Origin of the sequence: Rossellomorea aquimaris (assembly GCF_001877785.1) — a bacterium.
Taxonomy (GTDB): domain Bacteria; phylum Bacillota; class Bacilli; order Bacillales; family Bacillaceae_B; genus Rossellomorea; species Rossellomorea aquimaris_A.
This window is the reverse complement of the sequence record NZ_MINN01000128.1, coordinates 117,272-135,341: the sequence shown is the minus strand read 5'-3', so window position 1 is coordinate 135,341 and position 18,070 is coordinate 117,272. Positions and strand designations below refer to the sequence as shown.

At 46.0% G+C, this 18,070-nt stretch carries 21 protein-coding genes; 6 read left to right on the top strand and 15 right to left on the bottom strand.

The annotated features are described in order from the left end of the window. Window position 1: 1 nt before the first annotated feature. The 4 genes from BHE18_RS19165 to BHE18_RS19150 all read right to left on the bottom strand — a co-directional run bounded on the left by BHE18_RS19165 (window position 2) and on the right by BHE18_RS19150 (window position 3,702). Complete coding sequence (locus tag BHE18_RS19165; RefSeq protein ID WP_071620108.1) at window positions 2-2,458, bottom strand: heavy metal translocating P-type ATPase; 2,457 nt, start codon at window positions 2,456-2,458, stop codon at window positions 2-4. Window positions 2,459-2,476: 18 nt separating this feature from the next. Continuing rightward, window positions 2,477-2,692: a heavy-metal-associated domain-containing protein gene (locus BHE18_RS19160; protein ID WP_032086174.1), complete on the bottom strand. Its 216-nt coding sequence runs from the start codon at window positions 2,690-2,692 to the stop codon at window positions 2,477-2,479. 65 nt (window positions 2,693-2,757) lie between these two features. Further along, complete coding sequence (locus BHE18_RS19155) at window positions 2,758-3,219, bottom strand: CopY/TcrY family copper transport repressor (RefSeq protein ID WP_071620107.1); 462 nt, start codon at window positions 3,217-3,219, stop codon at window positions 2,758-2,760. Between the two features lie 282 nt (window positions 3,220-3,501). Then, window positions 3,502-3,702 (bottom strand): cold-shock protein, encoded by a 201-nt coding sequence (locus BHE18_RS19150; protein ID WP_032086162.1) that lies wholly within the window; start codon window positions 3,700-3,702, stop codon window positions 3,502-3,504. A 294-nt stretch (window positions 3,703-3,996) separates the two neighbouring features. Between BHE18_RS19150 and BHE18_RS19145 the strand changes: the two genes are divergently transcribed. Further along, a complete protein-coding gene (locus BHE18_RS19145) occupies window positions 3,997-4,209 on the top strand; it encodes a hypothetical protein (protein WP_071620106.1) in 213 nt (70 codons plus the stop codon). Window positions 4,210-4,317: 108 nt separating this feature from the next. On the opposite strand, the gene BHE18_RS19140 is transcribed toward BHE18_RS19145, so the two are convergent. From BHE18_RS19140 to BHE18_RS19115, 6 genes are all read right to left on the bottom strand, one after another. Beyond that, window positions 4,318-4,518 (bottom strand): cold-shock protein, encoded by a 201-nt coding sequence (locus tag BHE18_RS19140; protein ID WP_032086162.1) that lies wholly within the window; start codon window positions 4,516-4,518, stop codon window positions 4,318-4,320. 278 nt (window positions 4,519-4,796) lie between these two features. Beyond that, window positions 4,797-5,492 (bottom strand): MBL fold metallo-hydrolase, encoded by a 696-nt coding sequence (locus BHE18_RS19135; RefSeq protein WP_071620105.1) that lies wholly within the window; start codon window positions 5,490-5,492, stop codon window positions 4,797-4,799. A gap of 35 nt (window positions 5,493-5,527) precedes the next feature. Beyond that, on the bottom strand, window positions 5,528-6,772 hold the full coding sequence (locus tag BHE18_RS19130; RefSeq protein ID WP_071620104.1) for a DUF418 domain-containing protein: 1,245 nt from the start codon (window positions 6,770-6,772) through the stop codon (window positions 5,528-5,530). Between the two features lie 123 nt (window positions 6,773-6,895). Further along, window positions 6,896-7,099: a hypothetical protein gene (locus BHE18_RS19125; protein WP_071620103.1), complete on the bottom strand. Its 204-nt coding sequence runs from the start codon at window positions 7,097-7,099 to the stop codon at window positions 6,896-6,898. Between the two features lie 56 nt (window positions 7,100-7,155). Beyond that, on the bottom strand, window positions 7,156-8,310 hold the full coding sequence (locus BHE18_RS19120; protein WP_071620102.1) for an ABC transporter permease: 1,155 nt from the start codon (window positions 8,308-8,310) through the stop codon (window positions 7,156-7,158). Further along, the gene (locus BHE18_RS19115; protein WP_071620101.1) at window positions 8,300-9,052 is read right to left on the bottom strand and encodes an ATP-binding cassette domain-containing protein; all 753 of its coding nucleotides are present in this window, start codon (window positions 9,050-9,052) and stop codon (window positions 8,300-8,302) included. Before BHE18_RS19115 ends, BHE18_RS19120 begins: the two co-directional genes overlap by 11 nt. Before the next feature lie 186 nt (window positions 9,053-9,238). On the opposite strand from BHE18_RS19115, the gene BHE18_RS19110 reads away from it, so the two are divergent. Both BHE18_RS19110 and BHE18_RS19105 read left to right on the top strand, forming a co-directional pair. Then, window positions 9,239-9,931, top strand: coding sequence for a LytR/AlgR family response regulator transcription factor (locus tag BHE18_RS19110; RefSeq protein ID WP_071620275.1), 693 nt, complete (start codon window positions 9,239-9,241; stop codon window positions 9,929-9,931). 20 nt (window positions 9,932-9,951) lie between these two features. Then, entirely contained in the window at window positions 9,952-10,935 is a 984-nt protein-coding gene (locus tag BHE18_RS19105) for a GHKL domain-containing protein (RefSeq protein WP_141771941.1), read from the top strand. A gap of 80 nt (window positions 10,936-11,015) precedes the next feature. Here BHE18_RS19105 and BHE18_RS19100 read toward each other — a convergent pair whose 3' ends face one another. The 3 genes from BHE18_RS19100 to BHE18_RS19090 all read right to left on the bottom strand — a co-directional run bounded on the left by BHE18_RS19100 (window position 11,016) and on the right by BHE18_RS19090 (window position 13,106). Continuing rightward, window positions 11,016-11,234: a hypothetical protein gene (locus tag BHE18_RS19100; protein WP_083573888.1), complete on the bottom strand. Its 219-nt coding sequence runs from the start codon at window positions 11,232-11,234 to the stop codon at window positions 11,016-11,018. Window positions 11,235-11,675: 441 nt separating this feature from the next. After that, on the bottom strand, window positions 11,676-12,440 hold the full coding sequence (locus tag BHE18_RS19095; protein ID WP_071620099.1) for a MerR family transcriptional regulator: 765 nt from the start codon (window positions 12,438-12,440) through the stop codon (window positions 11,676-11,678). Between the two features lie 84 nt (window positions 12,441-12,524). Next, complete coding sequence (locus tag BHE18_RS19090; RefSeq protein ID WP_071620098.1) at window positions 12,525-13,106, bottom strand: vWA domain-containing protein; 582 nt, start codon at window positions 13,104-13,106, stop codon at window positions 12,525-12,527. 253 nt (window positions 13,107-13,359) lie between these two features. Between BHE18_RS19090 and BHE18_RS19085 the strand changes: the two genes are divergently transcribed. Further along, window positions 13,360-13,848 carry a hypothetical protein gene (locus BHE18_RS19085; RefSeq protein ID WP_071620097.1) on the top strand — a complete coding sequence of 163 codons (489 nt, stop codon included), beginning with the start codon at window positions 13,360-13,362 and terminating at the stop codon, window positions 13,846-13,848. Between the two features lie 49 nt (window positions 13,849-13,897). Here BHE18_RS19085 and BHE18_RS19080 read toward each other — a convergent pair whose 3' ends face one another. Then, window positions 13,898-14,770: an AraC family transcriptional regulator gene (locus BHE18_RS19080; protein ID WP_071620096.1), complete on the bottom strand. Its 873-nt coding sequence runs from the start codon at window positions 14,768-14,770 to the stop codon at window positions 13,898-13,900. A gap of 267 nt (window positions 14,771-15,037) precedes the next feature. Here BHE18_RS19080 and BHE18_RS19075 point away from each other — a divergent pair, with 267 nt between their 5' ends. Continuing rightward, on the top strand, window positions 15,038-15,655 hold the full coding sequence (locus BHE18_RS19075) for a DUF47 domain-containing protein (protein WP_071620095.1): 618 nt from the start codon (window positions 15,038-15,040) through the stop codon (window positions 15,653-15,655). Window positions 15,656-15,670: 15 nt separating this feature from the next. After that, on the top strand, window positions 15,671-16,669 hold the full coding sequence (locus BHE18_RS19070; protein ID WP_071620094.1) for an inorganic phosphate transporter: 999 nt from the start codon (window positions 15,671-15,673) through the stop codon (window positions 16,667-16,669). 230 nt (window positions 16,670-16,899) lie between these two features. Here the strand turns inward: BHE18_RS19070 and BHE18_RS19065 are convergent, their stop codons facing one another. Continuing rightward, window positions 16,900-17,925: a fatty acid desaturase gene (locus BHE18_RS19065; protein WP_071620093.1), complete on the bottom strand. Its 1,026-nt coding sequence runs from the start codon at window positions 17,923-17,925 to the stop codon at window positions 16,900-16,902. Window positions 17,926-18,070 lie beyond the last annotated feature (145 nt).

The window sequence follows — 18,070 nt, the reverse complement described above, 5'->3', positions numbered from 1 at the left end:
CTCAAACACGTGATGGTCTGAAACCTTTCAGTCGCAGGGCATTGAGCAATACCGATACAGAGCTGAAGCTCATGGCAGCCCCTGCGATCATCGGATTCAATAAGGGGCCTCCGAACAGGTAAAGCACACCCATCGCAACCGGAATCCCGAGAATGTTATAGGCAAATGCCCAGAAAAGATTCTGTTTGATGTTTCTTATTGTTGCTTTGCTCAGTTCGACGGATGTCGGTACGTCCATCAGGTCGCTTCTCATCAGGACGATATCGGCTGATTCCATGGCAACGTCCGTACCGGATCCAATGGCAATCCCGATGTCTGCCTGCGCCAGGGCGGGTGCATCGTTGATGCCGTCACCGACCATGGCGACTTTCCGTCCTTCTTCCTGCAGTTTTTTGACTTCATTCGCTTTGTCTTCCGGAAGGACTTCGCTCAGAACCCGGTCGATTCCGACCTGCTCTGCGATGGCCTGAGCCGTCCGCTTGTTGTCACCCGTGATCATGGCGACTTCGATGCCCATTTTATGAAGCTTTTCAATGGCCTTGAAGCTCGATTCCTTGACAGTGTCAGCGACAGCGATGGTACCGGCGATTTCTTCTTCCACTGCAATATACATCGGGGTTTTCCCTTCCGCTGCGAGGCGGTCGGACGTTTCTTCGAGGTCACCGAGATCCACATCATTTTCATCCATGAGCTTCCGGTTTCCGAGCAGCAGGTCTTTCCCGCCGACTGTCACCTCAAGCCCCTGGCCTGTGACCGCATCAAAGAAATCCGTTTTCAGGAGAGACAATCCTTTTTCCTCTGCTGCCCTGACGATGGCTTCACCAAGCGGATGTTCTGACCCCTTTTCAGCAGAAGCGGCAAGCCTCAGGAGTTCCTCTTCCCCGATGTCCCCTGTCGTCACGATGTCTGTCACGACAGGCTTCCCTTCAGTGATCGTACCGGTTTTATCAAACACGATGGTATTGATTTTGTGGGTGGACTCGAGTGCACCCCCGCTTTTGATGAGCACGCCATTTTCGGCACCTTTTCCGGTTCCGACCATGATGGCGGTCGGAGTGGCGAGACCAAGGGCGCACGGGCAGGCAATAACGAGAATGGAGATGGCTATCGTAAATGCGAACAGACCTGTTTCACCGCCGATGAACCAGGCGAGGCCCGTCACGATGGCAAGGCCGATGACGATCGGCACGAAATAGCCGGAGATGATATCTGCCATCTTCGCAATAGGTGCTTTTGATCCCTGGGCATCTTCGACCAGTTTGATGATTTGAGAAAGGGCTGTGTCCTTCCCGACCTTGGTCGCTTCGTAACGGATCGAGCCGTTTTTATTGATGCTTGCGCCGATCACTGCGGATCCGGCTTCTTTTTCCACAGGGATGCTTTCACCTGTCAGCATCGACTCATCAACCGACGTCTTCCCTTCAACGACCACACCGTCCACCGGCAGCTTTTCCCCCGGCTTGACGATGATGATGTCACCGACTTCCACTTCTTCAATCGAAACCTCGGTTTCCGTGCCGTCCCGGACGACCGTCGCTGTTTTAGGGGCCAGCCCCATCAGCTTCTTAATCGCTTCAGACGTTTTCCCTTTTGACAGTGCTTCGAAATACTTCCCTAACGTAATCAGCGTCAGGATGACCGCAGCCGATTCATAATAAAGATCCTGCGCGTAGCTCTCATTTCCCGATACGATGAAAATGGATGCGATGACACTGTATACAAAAGCAGCGCCTGTACCGAGGGCCACCAGGGAATCCATATTCGGGTGGCGCTTGATCAGTGTCTTGAATCCGACCGTGAAGAATGGTTTCCCCATCACCATCACCGGAATCGTCAGGACGAGCTGAATAAGTGCAAATCCTGTCGGGTTCATCATCGGATCGATTGCATTTGGCAGCGGCATCCCGAGCATATGACCCATTGAGACAAGCAGGAGCGGGATCGTGAAGACTGCCGAAACCAAAAAGCGTTTCCACATATGCTTGATATGCTGTTCTTTCTTATCCCTGTCTTCTTCGGCTTTATCTTCTTTCTCCATATCTTCCTGGGCTTCATAGCCCACATCGGATACCGCTTTTTTGATGTCGGAAGAGGTGACGACTGAAGGATCGAACTCAATGACCAACTTTTCGGTCGTCAGATTGACACTTGAACGTTTCACGCCATCAAGCTTACCCACAGTCTTTTCTACCGACTGTACACAGGACGCGCAAGTCATGCCCGATACGGAAAATGTTTTCTTTTCCATTTCCGAGACGGCTTTGTAACCCGCCTCGTCAACCGCTTCCTTTATCTGATCCAGGGTAACTTCACTTTCATCATACGTGATCCTCAGTTTTTCAGTGGCCAGGTTCACATTCGCTTCCTGGACCCCGTTCAGTTTACTGGTTGCTTTTTCTACCGTCTGTGAACACGACGCACATGTCATCCCTTCGATGCTCAATGTTTTTTCCGTCATCGTGCAAGACCACCTTTGTTAGTTTTTCGGTTCTGTTTCATAGCCCGCTTCCGTCACGGCTTTGCTCAGGCTTTCGGGGGATTGTTTTGTTTCGTCGTATTTCACTTTTGCAGATGCATTTTCAAGGTCGACTTTGGCTTTTTCCACTCCGTCGAGCCCGTTTAGTGTGGTTTCTACTTTCTTTACGCAGTTTCCGCATGTCATACCTGATACGTTCAGTAATGTTTTTTCCATGATTGAACACTCCTTCGTTTTTTAAAACAATTCTTTTGATTTTGTTAAATACTTTGCTTTCTTAATCAATGCCGGCAGTTCATGCCGTGCTCTTTTTTGCAGGTGCACTGGCCGGGAACGCAGTTGCAGACGACTTCGGCGACGGCGTCTTTCTTCTTATTTCGCAGGACTTCCTCCATCATGGCGATGTCATCATGACTAAGAGTCGCCTCCCCGATCAAATCGGCAATTGTCTTCCCCACTGCACGGCTGCAAATGTGATGGAACAGCCCTGCTTTCAGAGTGTTAAGACTGTCTTCTTCGCTAACCGCGGCTGTGTAGATGAACCGGTTGCCTGACTTTTCGGTTTGCAGCATCCCTTTTTTGACGAGACGCCCGATGAATGTCTTGGTCGTCGCAGGCTTCCAGTCCATCTTTTCCTGCAGAACCTGGCTGATTTCCTTGCTGGTCACTTCTTCAAGGGCCCACACGACCCTCATGACTTCCCATTCAGAATCCGTGATTTCCGGTTTTTCTTCATTGGGCAAATGACAACACCTCCTAAATCGTTTACATTTGTAGTTAACTTATATTTAAAGTTTACAACTGTAATCGTTTTTAGTCAATCATTTTGATTTATTTTATTAAAAAAAGGCTCAAGCCCATCTTTCCTTACTATTCTGTACCACTGGCGGTATGTTATAAACTGCATGAAAAAAATGCATTTTTACCGGGTAAAAGCTTTGCAGGGAAGCCGGTCAGCACTCCTTTGTCCGTTGAAAACAAAAAAAAAGGACCCTCGAATGAGAGTCCTTTTCCATTAAAAGCTATTATGCTTTAACGACGTTAGTCGCTTGAAGTCCACGTTGACCTTGTTCAGTGTCAAACGTTACTTTTTGACCTTCGTCTAAAGATTTAAATCCTTCGCCTTGGATAGCTGAGAAATGTACGAATACATCTTCTCCACCTTCGATTTCGATGAAACCGAAACCTTTTTCTGCGTTAAACCATTTTACTGTACCTTGTTGCATAATTATTTCCTCCTGCGTGGATTCGAATCCACATTTTATTACTATTGTTGCTCAAGTTAGATATCAAAGGCGAAAAGTTTAAATACTTTCATTCCTTACAGACCGAACAAAAATAATTCTTCCTTAGAATAACAGGTGTGATTATGAAAAGCAAGCATTAGAAAGCCCTATTTTCCAGGTACTGCTAATTCATACTTGCTGTAACAGGATTGATCGAAAAATTCCGTCCTGAAATTGGTATTTAGAGGGGAACGTGTCCTTTATGTCGAATAAAGAAAGAAAGGGGATGACCCAATGGATAAAAATCGATTACTGAAAGAATGTATTCAGGCCAGCCGTGGGAATTTCTTTTCTTTAGAAATCCCTGCGAATTCAATCGCGGATGGAGAAGACATCGAGCAGATGGCAAGGGAATTGGAGAAAGAGGGAAAAATCAAGATCAGAGATTGCGTGCACAATGATATCTTCGTGTATGTACATGGCATCGTCAAGTATGCCTCAAATTAATTGAAAGAAGTGCCGGCACTTCAAGCGTTTTATATGTATAAGCTGGCGGTACTTTTTTCGCCAAAACAAAAAGGACCCTCGGATGAGAGTCCTTTCCTATTAAAGCTATTACGCTTTAACGACGTTAGTCGCTTGAAGTCCACGTTGACCTTGCTCAGTGTCAAACGTTACTTTTTGACCTTCGTCTAAAGATTTGAAACCTTCGCCTTGGATAGCTGAGAAATGTACGAATACATCTTCTCCACCTTCGATTTCGATGAAACCGAAACCTTTTTCTGCGTTAAACCATTTTACTGTACCTTGTTGCATAATTGTTTCCTCCTGCGTGGAATCCGAGTCCACATTTTATTACTATTATTGCTCAATTAGATATCAAAGGCGAAAAGTTTAAATACTTTCATTCCTTACAGACCGAACAAAAATAATTCTTCCTTAGAATAACAGATGTTGCGTAGAAAAGCAAACTTTATTTTACGGAACTTCGTTTTTTTGCTCAGCAAAGCTGCTTTAATCATGTACTGCCGATCAATAAAACGGCATCATATGAGCCTTTTCATCAGACACGGCCGGATGAGTACTGGAAATTATTACTTTGCTTCCAAGTTCAACTGATTCCCTGCTTCACTCACAAGCTCTTCCACAAATTCATTCACTTCCCCCACAAGCACCCCTCCATGACCCGTGCACATGATCTCCGACTGAAAATGAAGGAGAATCTTCAATGCCTCAAGAAACCCGGGTAAGTCGGAAGACGAAACGCCGCCGCTCTTCAAATAGTCAACCCATGCTTGACGGAGCTCTTTCCCTTCTGAAACAAGCCCTTCCTTTGACAACGGATCACCGAAAAAGCACAGCACATCACCAGTAAAAAGAATGCCGGACGGACGATGGTAGTAGATGACAGATCCGGGAGAATGGTAGCCGGCAAGCATATAGTCGAACTCCCCGACCACTCCCTGGTCACTAAGTTCATCGTCAAATTCCCCGATCTCTTCACCTTCTTTCGGGTGAATGATTTTCTTCGCATTTTTAAACATCTCTGCACCTTCTACATGATCTTCATGTCCATGGGTAGCCAGAACAAGCTTCACATCGTCTGCCGTTTTCCCCAGACGATGGATGGCTTGAAGAAGGTACTTGCTGTGTTCTGCTTTACAGGAATCAATCATGATGACTCCGTCTTCCTCCAGAACAAGATAGCAATTATTATAGGATTTCCACTCCGTATCCCAAAAGGCGATAGCATATATACGGTCTTTCACTTTATCCACTAGAAAATCCATGGCTCACTCTCCCGTCATCCATCTACTTTCTTACCTCAAACTGCTTTGCCTTTCCCTTCTTCTCCCAAGCCTTCTGTCTTTCTCATCGGCTGGAAGCTGAGATACGTAAACGATCTCCACAGCCATTCGAACGGTCCGAAACGGAACTTCTTCAGCCACCATGTGCTGAAGACCATTTGCAGGGAGAAGATGACAAGGCAGATGACGGTGCCGACCCAGAGGCTTACATCCCCATAAAAGCCAAATCCCACAAAGATCCCGACAGACAAGATGGTTTGCATCAGGTAGTTGGTCAGCGCCATCTGACCGGTGTATCCAAGCGGACGGAGCTTACGCTGCCACCCTTCTCTTCTCAGGAAGAGCGTCAGGGATGAGATATAAAAGAAGCAGAGAGTCAGCCCGCTCAAGCTGGTGAACAGCTGCACGACGAATTCCTGTTTCACCCCGAGGTCCCAGACCTTTGTCATGTACATGGCAAGAATGAGGACCAACGGTACACTGATCACGAACGATAACGTACGGATTTTCCTGATGAACCCGATATGCTTTTCAACATCACGGAAGATACCTGCTTTACCTGCTGCCAGTCCGAACAGGAACATGGCAAGGACAGGGAACATCGACGGAATCAGGTTTGCAAGCATGGCTGAAACTTCGGTTCCCAGCCGGTAGGAGACCCATTCGATATAGTTTCCATGTTCATACACATGCAAATATTCTTCCATACTCCCGTACAGCATACTTGCGGCGGAAGCTGATTCAGTCTGTTCAAGGAAACTCGAGGGGATCAAGAGCATCAGGGCGAATAATGCGTTGATGGCAAACAGTAAACTGAAAGCCCAAATGACCATCGTCTTGATCTTCCTTCTATAGAAGAAAATAAGGAGCAGCCCGGCAACCGCATACGTATGAAGGATATCACCGAACCAAAGCCCGACCAGATGTGCAATCCCGAAAAGCAGCAGGGCGAAGATCCTCCTCAGGTATAGGCGGTTCATGCGGTGCCCCTTCTCCTCGGCGCGGCTCATAAAAATATAGAAACCGAGTCCGAATAAGAAAGAAAAAATCGTGAAAAATTTCATGTCCACAAATAAAGCAAAAAACACATCGATCCAGTGATCCGCTCCACTATAATCGACAGGGATGCCGTACATTGATTTCATGAATTCCGGGGAATGGAACGCAGGCATATTCACCAGGAATATACCGAATAAAGCAAATCCGCGGATGACATCAATGGTGACCATCCGTTCTTTCCCTAATACAGGTGACGATTTCATTTGGTTTCTCCTCTTCATTTTGTATATATTTTACAAACTGATCTATAAAATTATATACCAAATGAAGAGGTGAAGAGTACAACTATTTTAATAAAATCATTTGCTGGAGTTTAAGAGATTGAACTATCTCTCTGCTGTTTTCCGCTCATCCCTGATATGTTTCAGGGTCACGATCAGACCCGTGAAACCTGCAGTGAAACACCCCGGCAGACTGTATAATAAATACTTCCAGTTTCCCGTCATCATTGAAACGAACGTAAAAATCACCGGAAAACCAACCAATACAAACAATGCGATAAAAAGGGCGATTTTCGTCCCGGTTTTCATATTGACCTTCCTTTCTCCATCACAGGGGAGCGGTGATATCTTCTCCCCTGCCGGACTTAGTTCAGGACCCACTTATCTTTCATGAACAGAATGCGCCCGATGATGAACACAACGAGCATCACAATCAAGTTGCTGGAAATCGTGATTGCAAGATGCTGATAATCGACGATTCCGAACAGCAGCTCTTTCATCTGGCTGAAAAGATTCAAGATCGGGATGGCGAAGTGATGGACTTCAAGTTCGTTCACCCCGAGGCTGCTGATGATCATGCCCGGGAACATCGCAAGCATCGAAATAGGTGTATAGTAGCTTTGCGCTTCCTTCACTGTTTTACCCATGATGCTTGTGATCATCATGATGGAAGCATTAAATACGGCATAGACCAATATGACAAGCAAAGAGATACCGGCGATCAAATAAAGATTATCTCCAAAAGAGATGGCTTCTTTCAATTTTTCCGTGAAGAAAGTGATCTCGATCATCATGACCAGCAGGGTGATGAATCCCATAAGCGTGCTCAATGTCGAGATTGCGAGCCATTTTGCCAGGACAAGGGTCGAACGGTTGACCGGAGTCATCAGCAGGGCTTCCATCGTCTTCTTTTCTTTTTCCCCGGCAAATAACTCAACGGCAGATGGACTGGCCCCGATTCCGATCGCGATGGCAAGAATGAGCGGAACCAATAAAGCGAGCATGTTGACGCTCAGGTCCTCAGACATTTCTTCCTGGTTCACTGTAAACGGCTGAATGACTGAAAGATCCGTTCCCTGTGCCTCAAGGCGGCGGGCCGTGATTTCTATTTCAAGAGTGGTGAATTCATTGGTGACAATCGCGATCAGACTTGACGATTTCTGGCTGAAAGAGTCCCCTATGACGGTTACCTCCGCTTTTTCCCCCTGTTCTACCGATCTCATGAAATCACCGGGGACGATCAGGCCTGCAAGCGCATCTCCGTCGCCGACCATTTCTGCAGGATCGGATGATTTTTCGACTTTCACATTTTCATAAGAAGAAATCCTGGCAAGGATCTCTTCGTCGGCATCCTGATTCACGGCCAGCGTATACGTATCTCCGTTATCATCGGATAACATATTTTCATAGAAAAAAGTCAATCCGCTCATCATCAGAATCGGAAGCAGGACGATCAGGAACAATGTCCTCCTGTCCCTGAAACTGTCTTTCATTTCCTTGAGATAAATTCTACGAAGCATAATGTTCATTCCCCCTGACAAGCTTACTCATGAAGATATAGTTTAAATCACGGCTTTTTTCATTCTTATAGAGTTCTTCGATTTCCCCTTCATAGACGAGCTCTCCTTTGTGGATCATCGCTACCTTGCTGCAAAGCATCGATACTTCCTCCATGATATGGCTCGAGAAGATGATCGTTTTCCCTTCCCTCTTCAGCTGATGAACAAGCTGCCTGAACACATTGGAAGAGGTGATATCAAGGCCTGTGGTCGGTTCATCGAACAGGATGATATCAGGATCGTGGATAAGCGTCCTCGAGATGGCGACTTTTTGCCTCATCCCTTTTGAAAAGCCCCCCACTTTCCGGTCCAGGTAATCCCTCATTCCGAACATCCGGGCGAGTTCATCGATCCTGACCTTTGTCTGGTGTTTGCTCAACCCATACAAGCCAGCGAAATATTCGAGATTTTCACGGGCTGTCAATCGTTCATACAGACCGGTTTCGCCCCCGAACAGGACGCCGATTTTCCGTTTGATTTCATTCGGGTCCTTGACGGTATCATATCCTGCGACCGTCACCGATCCTTCAGTCGGGGTCAGGAGCGTCGCGATTGTTCGGAGGAGGGTCGTTTTCCCTGCCCCGTTTTCCCCGAGCAGCCCGACGACCTCCCCTTCCTTCACTGAAAACGTCACATGCTTCAGCGCGGTCACATAGTTCTTTTTATCTTTGAACTGCTTTGTCACTTCTTGAATGTCAATCATTCCATCCACCTCATGTTTTATGTTCTTGTCATCATCTTACAAACAAACGAAGGAAGAATCTGCCCTTTTGTCGTGAAAATTCCATTTCATGTCGCGAAAAGGTCAAATCGGGATGAAAACATGATAAGATATATGTAACCTTAATTGGAATATTTTATCTCTTTGCACTCAGAAAGGCTGAATGAAATGAAGATTGGATTGGTTGATGACCGGCTGATTGACTTAGATAAATTGAATGCGATCGTGGCAGGAATGACCGGGATTGAGATCGTCTTTTCCACTACGTCTGCCGAGGAAGCCTATGAACAGATCAAGAGGGAAACGGTGGATGTGTTGATCGCCGATATTGAAATGCCCAACCTTTCCGGTTATGAGCTTGCCGACATCATTCACTCCCATGCACTCAATATTTCCGTTATTTTCGTCACAGCCAACAGCGGCTACGCGGTCCATGCATTCGAGCTGAATGTCCACGACTATATTATGAAGCCTTATTCCAAAGAGCGGCTGACCGGTTCAATCGAACGATTAAAGGAAAAAACGAAATCCGCCGAAATGACAGGCAGGCTCTACCTTAAACAAAAGAATGATATCCACATCATCCAGAAGAAAGATATCATCTTCATCGAACGATCAGGAAGATCGACCACCATCCATACAAAAGATGAGGAAATCAAGACCTACCTGTCACTTAATGAGCTTGAAGGCGAGCTGAGGGAACGGGACTTCATCCGGTCCCACCGCTCATTCATCATCAATATTCACTTTGTTAAAAACTTCTCACTCTATGCCAAAAATTCGTACATGATCCGTTTTGAAGGCACAGAGGCGCAGGCAATGATCACGAAGGAAAAAGTCGACTTCCTGCAGCAACATTAATTTTAAAAGGTGGCAGAACGTTGAAGCATCAGAATTTATGGTATTGGACATATATAGCACTATTCAGTTTTATTCATTTGCACTTTTCCCTTGAAGGATTTTCCCTCGAGCTTCACTATGCCGTCCTGATCCTGTTGATCCTGCCGGTTACCTTTCTCCTTTATCTGAAGATCCATCTCTCCTTATGGTCTTTGGGAGCAAATTGGAATTACAGTCTATGTGTCTTGCAGATTATCATCATCACTGTTTATTTAGGAACGGGCCCCGCACCGGTGCACGGAGTCCTATTTTTGCTTTTTATCGGTTTGGAATTTTTGAGAATAGCAGGAGCCTGGAGAATCTCGGGTCTGACTCAATCGAACAGACAATTGGAAGATGAGCAAAAACAGCTTAATGATACGTTCAGGGTCGTACGAAGTGAACGCCATGACTTCCTCAAACATATCTCCGCCCTTCATTTCATGCTGGAGCACGATGAGATAAGGGAAGCGAAAATGTATTTAAATGATCTCGTGGACGGCTATGAAGAAACCAATTTGTCCATCCGCGGTGAAAGGGGCAGCGCTGCCGGCATCCTTCACGATATGTACAGGAAGGGCAGGAAAGTCGGAATCGAGATGATTTATGACCTCGATATGCCGCTGTCAACCTTGCCCTTGTCCGATAAAGATCTCGTGACCCTTCTCGGAAATCTGCTGTCCAACAGCCTGGAAGCCTGCGAGGAGTTCCAGAAACACAAAGGGAAACAGGCTGAAATCAGCTTACAATTCTATAAAAGGAGCGGACTGTACATGCTGATTTGCAAAAATGACTCACTAGAGATTCCCCCTCATATAGTAGATAAACTTTATGCAAGTTATGGACATACGACGAAAACAGGTACACATGAAGGACTCGGGACGATGATGATTGATGATGTGGTGAAGAAACACGGGGGTTATTTGGATTTTATCCATAAGAATGAAACCTTTATGGTAAAAATCAAATTCCCGGCGGTTCATTAATAGGGAGTGAATGGCTGCGTTCCGGTGCAGCCGGGATCTTTTTTATGAAAAAAGCAGACAGTAAAGGGGTGTGTGCTTCCTTACTGTCTGCTTGACCGTTCAATTTCTGCTTCTGCTTTATATACTCTTTTGTTTAAAGCTTCTGTTCTGTTGTCAAGATGGTCAACTATTCTATCGGAATGTATGGACAGGATTTCTGCCAACTCTTTCTGGAATCTCTCTTGACCCTTTTCCATTCTGAGTTGGCTTTGTTTTATCTCATCAAGATTTTTCTCAAAATTGGACTTGCTCTCTTTCATAATAGACTCTCCTTTTCTAATTTTTTTCATATATACATGTTATAGAATGGTTGAAACAAAACTTAAAATGCCATGTCTAAAGACAAACATTTTAGAGCGGACTCTAAACAACGCTAATGATTTCCGTGCAAGACTTCGCTTTCCGCGGGTAGCCCGTGAGCCTCCTCGGAGCTAAAGCTCCTGCGGGAAGAAAAGCGGAGGGGCTTTGAAGAGAGGCGGTTGGCATAAGGCGAATCGTCCAAGAAGGCGCTCTTTGCCTTCTTGGACGAGTTGACTTATGACATGTGCCTCTAAGCCCCGCAGCTAGACAAGTCTCACATAAGCTACTCTTCCCGCAGGAGTCTTCGTCTTGCACTCCAATCAACCGCTGAATGAGCTAAACCCTAAATGTACAATGAACAAATTAAAAACCCGAACCAACTTGTTTCAGCCTCATTGCAACTATTTCTTCATCCCAGTATAAACGTAGATTGCATCTCTCAGGAATTCCGCCACACCGTCCTGTTCTTTGTCATAGTAGGCTTTGAAGCGTTCATCAGCGACATACATATCACCGAGGCCGGCGTGTGCTTCCTTGCTGTATTGCGGCCAGTACATGGATATCCATTGTTTATGCAGCTCAGCCGCTTCCTGCGCGGCATCGCCTGCTGGATCCCCGGTTTTGAAGGCTTCCGCTAACTTTTCATGGATTTCTTCAGCGAGTTTGCTGGCACGCTCATACTCTTCCTGAGACATGTTTTGAAGCTTTGCGTTCGATTGATCAACCGTATCGTCGCCATACTTCCCTCTTACTTCTTTTCCATACTTGCGTTCATTTTCATCGATCATATCTTTTTTGAAGCCTTCGAACTTTTCTTTATCAGACATCGTTATTCTCCCTTCCTTTACGGCAATGGTTTTATCGACATTGGCAATCAGAAGATCAAGCTGTTTTCTTCTTTCCAGGAGTTGTTCCCGGTGTTCAGCCAATGCGCTTGAAACGTCAAAAGCGGGATCTTCAAGAATACCTTTTATTTGGTGAAGCTCAACGCCAAGTTCCTTGTAAAAGAGTATTTGCTGCAGCTTATCGACTTCCTTTTCCCCGTAGATCCGGTATCCGGATGAATTGATCCTGGCCGGCTTCAGGATTCCAATTTCATCATAATACCTCAGGGTCCTTGTGCTGACGCCTGCAAGCTTTCCAAGCTTCTTCACGGTATATTCCATTGATCTCACCTCCTGACAATTTCACTTTACACGTTGACGCCGCGTAAAGGTAAAGGGGTTTTTGAAAAAAAAATTACTTTACCCTTAGTCTATCCGTCTGTCCGTCACCGCATCACACACCATGTCATACATTTTTCCGACACCCTCATGTGTGGCCTCGAACGAAAACGAATCTTCCTTATGGATACCGAGGGACTGCGCTTCTTCTGATGCATCCATGTTAGCACCTATGAAAATGAAATCCCAGCTGTATTTCTCCTGCTGATGGGAGATCATCTTTTTGACTTTTTCATACGTGTACTCCCGGCTGGCATTTTCCATGCCGTCGGTCGTGATGACAACGATCACTTTACCAGGCCTTTCTCCTTCTTTGGTTTGCGACAGTCTTCTTCCTGCTGCCGAAATGGTTTTTCCGACTGCATCGAGGAGTGCCGTGCAGCCTCTCACATAGTACTCCTCTTGCGTCAATCTGGCATGGCGGGCATCAATCCCGTCCCATAGCACCTCCATTTCGTCATCGAACAGGACGGTCGTCAGCCTGGTTTCCCCTTCTTTACACTGCCTGTCGATAAATGCATTAAAACCGCCAATCGTATCGCTTTCCAGACCACCCATGGATCCGCTCCTGTCCAGCAAGAAAATAATTTCAGTCAGTTTCTTATTCATGTTCATCTTCCTCCTTTTGGTTCATGATATAATCATAATGGAATACATCCATTATTTGGTCGCCTTGAAAGCGACATATGAGAAATGCGGAAGCTCCTTGTTCAGCCCCGGCAAGCGTTGGAAGGCTGAGCATTGAAGTCGTTCTTTGACTTCAGTGCTCCGTCTGAAACATCTCGAGGGGCCATACGCCGGAGCTGGCCATTTCTCAAGATTACGATCACTTTTTGATAACTGTAAAAAGGGGGCTTTTCCTTTGCTTCAAAAAGAATGGTTGATTGAACTTGAAGAATACTTGGACCTTCACCTTCGAGACAGCACCCTCTACTGTCTTGAAGCTCCCCTGGATATCTGCAGGGAGGACATTGCAGCCAGCGAATTGGATGATTTCATCGAAACCAACCGGAAACCCCCGTTCAACCAGGTTCTTTTTCAGTACATCGATGAAAAAGGGGTAGGGGACTCTGTGATCTATAAGAAAGCGGGCCTTGACCGCAGGCATTTCTCCAAAATCCGCTCAAACCCGGCATATCAACCGAAAAAAGCCACCCTCATTTCCCTCGCGCTCGCACTTGAACTGGACAGTGATAATACGGAAGATCTGTTGAGTGCAGCCGGATACTCACTTTCATATAGTGACAAATTCGATTTGATCATCCAGTTCTGTCTGGAGAAAGAGATCTATGACCTTCAATCTGTAAATGAAATACTGAATCATTATGGAATGAAGCCGTTAAATGTGTAAAACAGGTAAAAAGCAAGCCCCGTGCAGTTATGGAGCTTGCCTTTTTTCATTATTTTTTCCTTACCGGTATCCAGATTTCACTCTTGAACACCGGAGAACCGGTGTCCTTACTCTCGTTCCAGAGGATTTCCGGGCCCTCGGCCTGTTCATAGTTCGAAGATGGGAACCATTCTGAATAGATGCGTCCCCACACGTTTTGAAGTGTATCCGGGAATGGGCCGACGGCTTCAAATACAGCCCACGTCAGGGCAGGCACCTCCAGCTTTTCAAAATGGTCCGGGCACTCTTTTACTGTGGCTGCCCCAATGTAATGGTCGAGTTCACCCTTCTCCTCCATCCTTCCTTCGGAAAAGTTGGCAGATGCGCTGATGATACCCGATGGCTCAATCGAAGAGAGGCTCTTCATCTCTTTGATCCTTTCCTCATTCAAGCTGTTCCACATGGACGCAATCTCCGGATTGACCCCGCTGAATTGAATGGGGACGCGCTTCTTAATGCCCACGATGCGAAAGGCTTCTTTTTCCACGATACGATAATTCATTTCTTTCCCTCCATGTATGGTTAATTGGAAGGTCATCTTTGGAAAGGCTTTGAGTGCACTCCGGTCTTCCCTTGCAGCCGTCGGTGTGCAGCCGTGAAACTCCTTGAATGCACGCGTGAATGAGTCCGCCGAACGGTACCCGAATTTTACGGCTGCATCGATCACCTTCACGTGCTGATCTCTCAGCTCCTGGGCAGCCAGGGTCAATCGTCTGCACCGGATGTATTCAGACAGACTGACGCCTGACAGATAAGAAAACATCCGCTGGAAATGATATACAGAACAGACCGCACGCCTTGCGACTTCTTTCATATTAATATCCCCGGCCAAATTCTCTTCGACATAACTCAAAGCCTCATTCATTTTCTGTAATGAATCCAATCGAATAACCTCCTTTACATCCATAGAATAACAGGGTTTTGAACGGACCATCCGACAGTTCATGCCGGGTTTTGCAGGCCTCTCCTTTCAGTTGATTATCATTATATATTTCTCACTATAATAGAAAGGAATTCAAATCGCGAAGGAATACTTGGAAAATTTTTAGACTATTATTTTCGTGATACAACTACCTCTTTTCGACATTTTACGCTATGATGATATAGTTTAGTAATTTAAATTAAGATGTATGTGGAGGTTTTAAACGAAATGGTTTTCAAGAAAAAAGACAAGTTTGCCCTTCTTTTGAGCAGCATTGCGGGTAATTTAAAGGAAGGCGCCCATTATTTCGCAGACTATAAAATCACCAATATCAGTGATTTAAAAACCTTTTCCGGCCATATGAAGGAACTTGAGACGAAGGGTGACAGTTTTGTCCACGATGTAATCAAGGATTTGAATAAAGTCTTTATCACACCGATTGAACGCGAGGACATCCTTGCGCTTGCGATGAGTATGGACGATGTATTGGACGGCCTTGAGCATACTTCTGCCATGTTCGAAATGTACAGTATCACTCAGGCAGACGAATATATGCTGAAGTTCGTGGCAGCCATCCGTCAATGCAGTGATGAAATCGAAGCGGCTGTCGAACTGCTGTCAACGAAAAAGTGGACACAGCTACGAGAACATTCCATCAAGATCAAAGATTTGGAATCAAAGTGTGACGGGATCCTCCGACAATCCATCAAGCATCTGTTCAACACTGAAAAAGACCCGATCCGCATCATCCAATATAAAGAGATATATGAAGAGCTCGAACAGGTTGCAGACTACTGCCAGCATGTAGCCAATACATTCGAAGCCATCATCATGAAGAATGCGTAAGGAGCGTAATCACGTATGGATACAGTTTTAATTTTAACGATTCTCATCGTGGTCGCTGCCCTGGCATTTGATTTCATCAACGGATTCCATGACACGGCCAACGCCATTGCGACTTCCGTCTCGACCAAGGCGCTTAAGCCGAGACATGCGATCATCCTTGCTGCCGGGATGAACTTCGTCGGCGCGATGACATTCACAGGAGTGGCAAAGACGATCACGAAGGATATTGTCGATCCGTTCACGCTTCAAAACGGGACAACCGTAATTCTCGCTGCCCTTCTTGCAGCGATCGCATGGAACTTGATTACCTGGTACTACGGAATCCCGAGCAGCTCCTCCCATGCCCTGATCGGGGCGATTGCAGGGGCGGCCATAGCAGCAGCAGGGTTCAATGCGTTGAACTACACCGGGTTTATTAAGATCATTGAAGCACTGCTTCTTTCTCCGATCCTTGCGTTTGTGGTCGGTTTTATCGTTTACAGCATCTTTAAAGTGGTGTTCAAGAACAGGAATCTGGCAAAAACAAACCGGAACTTCCGTTTCATCCAGATTGCGACGGCGGCCCTCCAGTCGTTTACACACGGGACAAATGATGCGCAAAAGGCGATGGGGATCATCACGATGGCCCTGATTGTGAACAATTATCAAACATCCGATGACATCCAGACATGGGTTCAGTTCTCCTGTGCCCTTGCGATGGGGCTCGGAACATCCATCGGCGGGTGGAAGATCATCAAGACCGTCGGAGGGAAAATCATGAAGATCCGTCCGGTCAACGGAGTGGCTGCCGATCTGACTGGCGCTGCCGTGATCTTCGGTGCGACCGCGATCCATCTGCCGGTCAGTACGACACATGTCATTTCCTCCTCCATCCTCGGCGTGGGTTCAGCCCACCGATTGAGAGGGGTTAAATGGGGTACGGCACAAAGAATGCTGATTACATGGGTGATCACCCTGCCGATTTCTGCATCCCTTGCAGCGATCATTTACTATCTTTTGAATTTGTTCTTTTAATAAGGCACTTTTCGCATATTTTGTTGCTCTGAACATTAGAAAATACCGGAACTTGGGTATTTTCTAGTGTCCGTTCTTTTGTTATTTAAGTGGAGTTCGAAAAGAGCAAGTCCGCAAGCAGCATTCAGGCTACTAGCCAGTTTACGAAAAGCAACAATCTTTTAGAAATCAGCCTTTCATAACAAAAAGGTCTGTCCTTCAACTTGCTGAAGGACAGACCTTTTATTTGTTTACAGTTCAGGTTTTGCCTGTGTGGAAATATTCGTTTTTGGAAGTGATTTGACATCCCTGAAACTGACGAAATTCTTTCTGTCTTCATCCCATAAACGGAATTTAAGGGATGTCAGGCTCGTTGCCAAAGTGATCGTTGGCACATGCTGAAGTTCAGGAATGCTGTTATGCGTTTCTTCCAGTCTGTAGTTCGGCACCCTCGGGCTTAAATGGTGAATATGGTGGTAACCGATATTACCGGTAAGGAACTGAAGGACCTTCGGAAGCTTGTAGTAAGAGCTTCCTTCCACTGCTGCCAGCACATATTCCCACTCTTTGTCTTCTTCAAAATAAGAGTCTTCAAACGTATGCTGAACGTAGAACAGCCAAATGCCGGCTGCTCCCGAGATCATAAAGATCGAACCCTGTACGATCAGGAACTGCTGCCAGCCGACTGTCACACATAAAAGGGCTGCGGCTGCTGCAATCAGTACGTTGACAAGATATGTGTTCTTGCGTTCTTTTTTCCTGGCATTCTTGCGGTTGAATCGATTTTTAATCAGGAAGACCCAGATCGGTCCCAAGACAAACATGACGATCGGACTGCGGTAGAATCGATAAGCCAGGCGCAATTTAAGCGGCGATGCCTTGTATTCATCGACTGTGAGTGTCCAGATGTCGCCGGTGCCGCGCTTATCCAGGTTGCCGCTTGTTGCGTGGTGGACGGTATGATCATGTCCCCATTGATCGAATGGAAACAGGGTGAGGACGCCCATAACGGTACCCACGATCCGGTTCGTACGGCGGCTCTTGAAGAAGTTATAATGCGTACAGTCATGGAAAATGATGAAAATCCTTGTCAGGAATCCCGCAGCAATCACCATTGGCACTAAAGCAAGCCAATACGATACGGAAAGACTTTGATAGGCAAGGACCCATAAAATAATAAACGGTATCACCGTGTTGATCAGCTGCCAGATACTTTCTTTTGTTGTCCCTTTTTCAAAAGGTGCTACTTGTTTTTTCAATGTTTTAAGATTTGTCATTTGTTCAGATCCCCTTTTCATTGGGTTGTAAGAACAACTATATAGGAAGCAGGAACATATTTTTAGTAGTAGGTGTCATAGCCTCGGTATGACAAGTGTCATATTTTGATTGAATTGACACACAAAAAACGCCTGACCCCCGTTG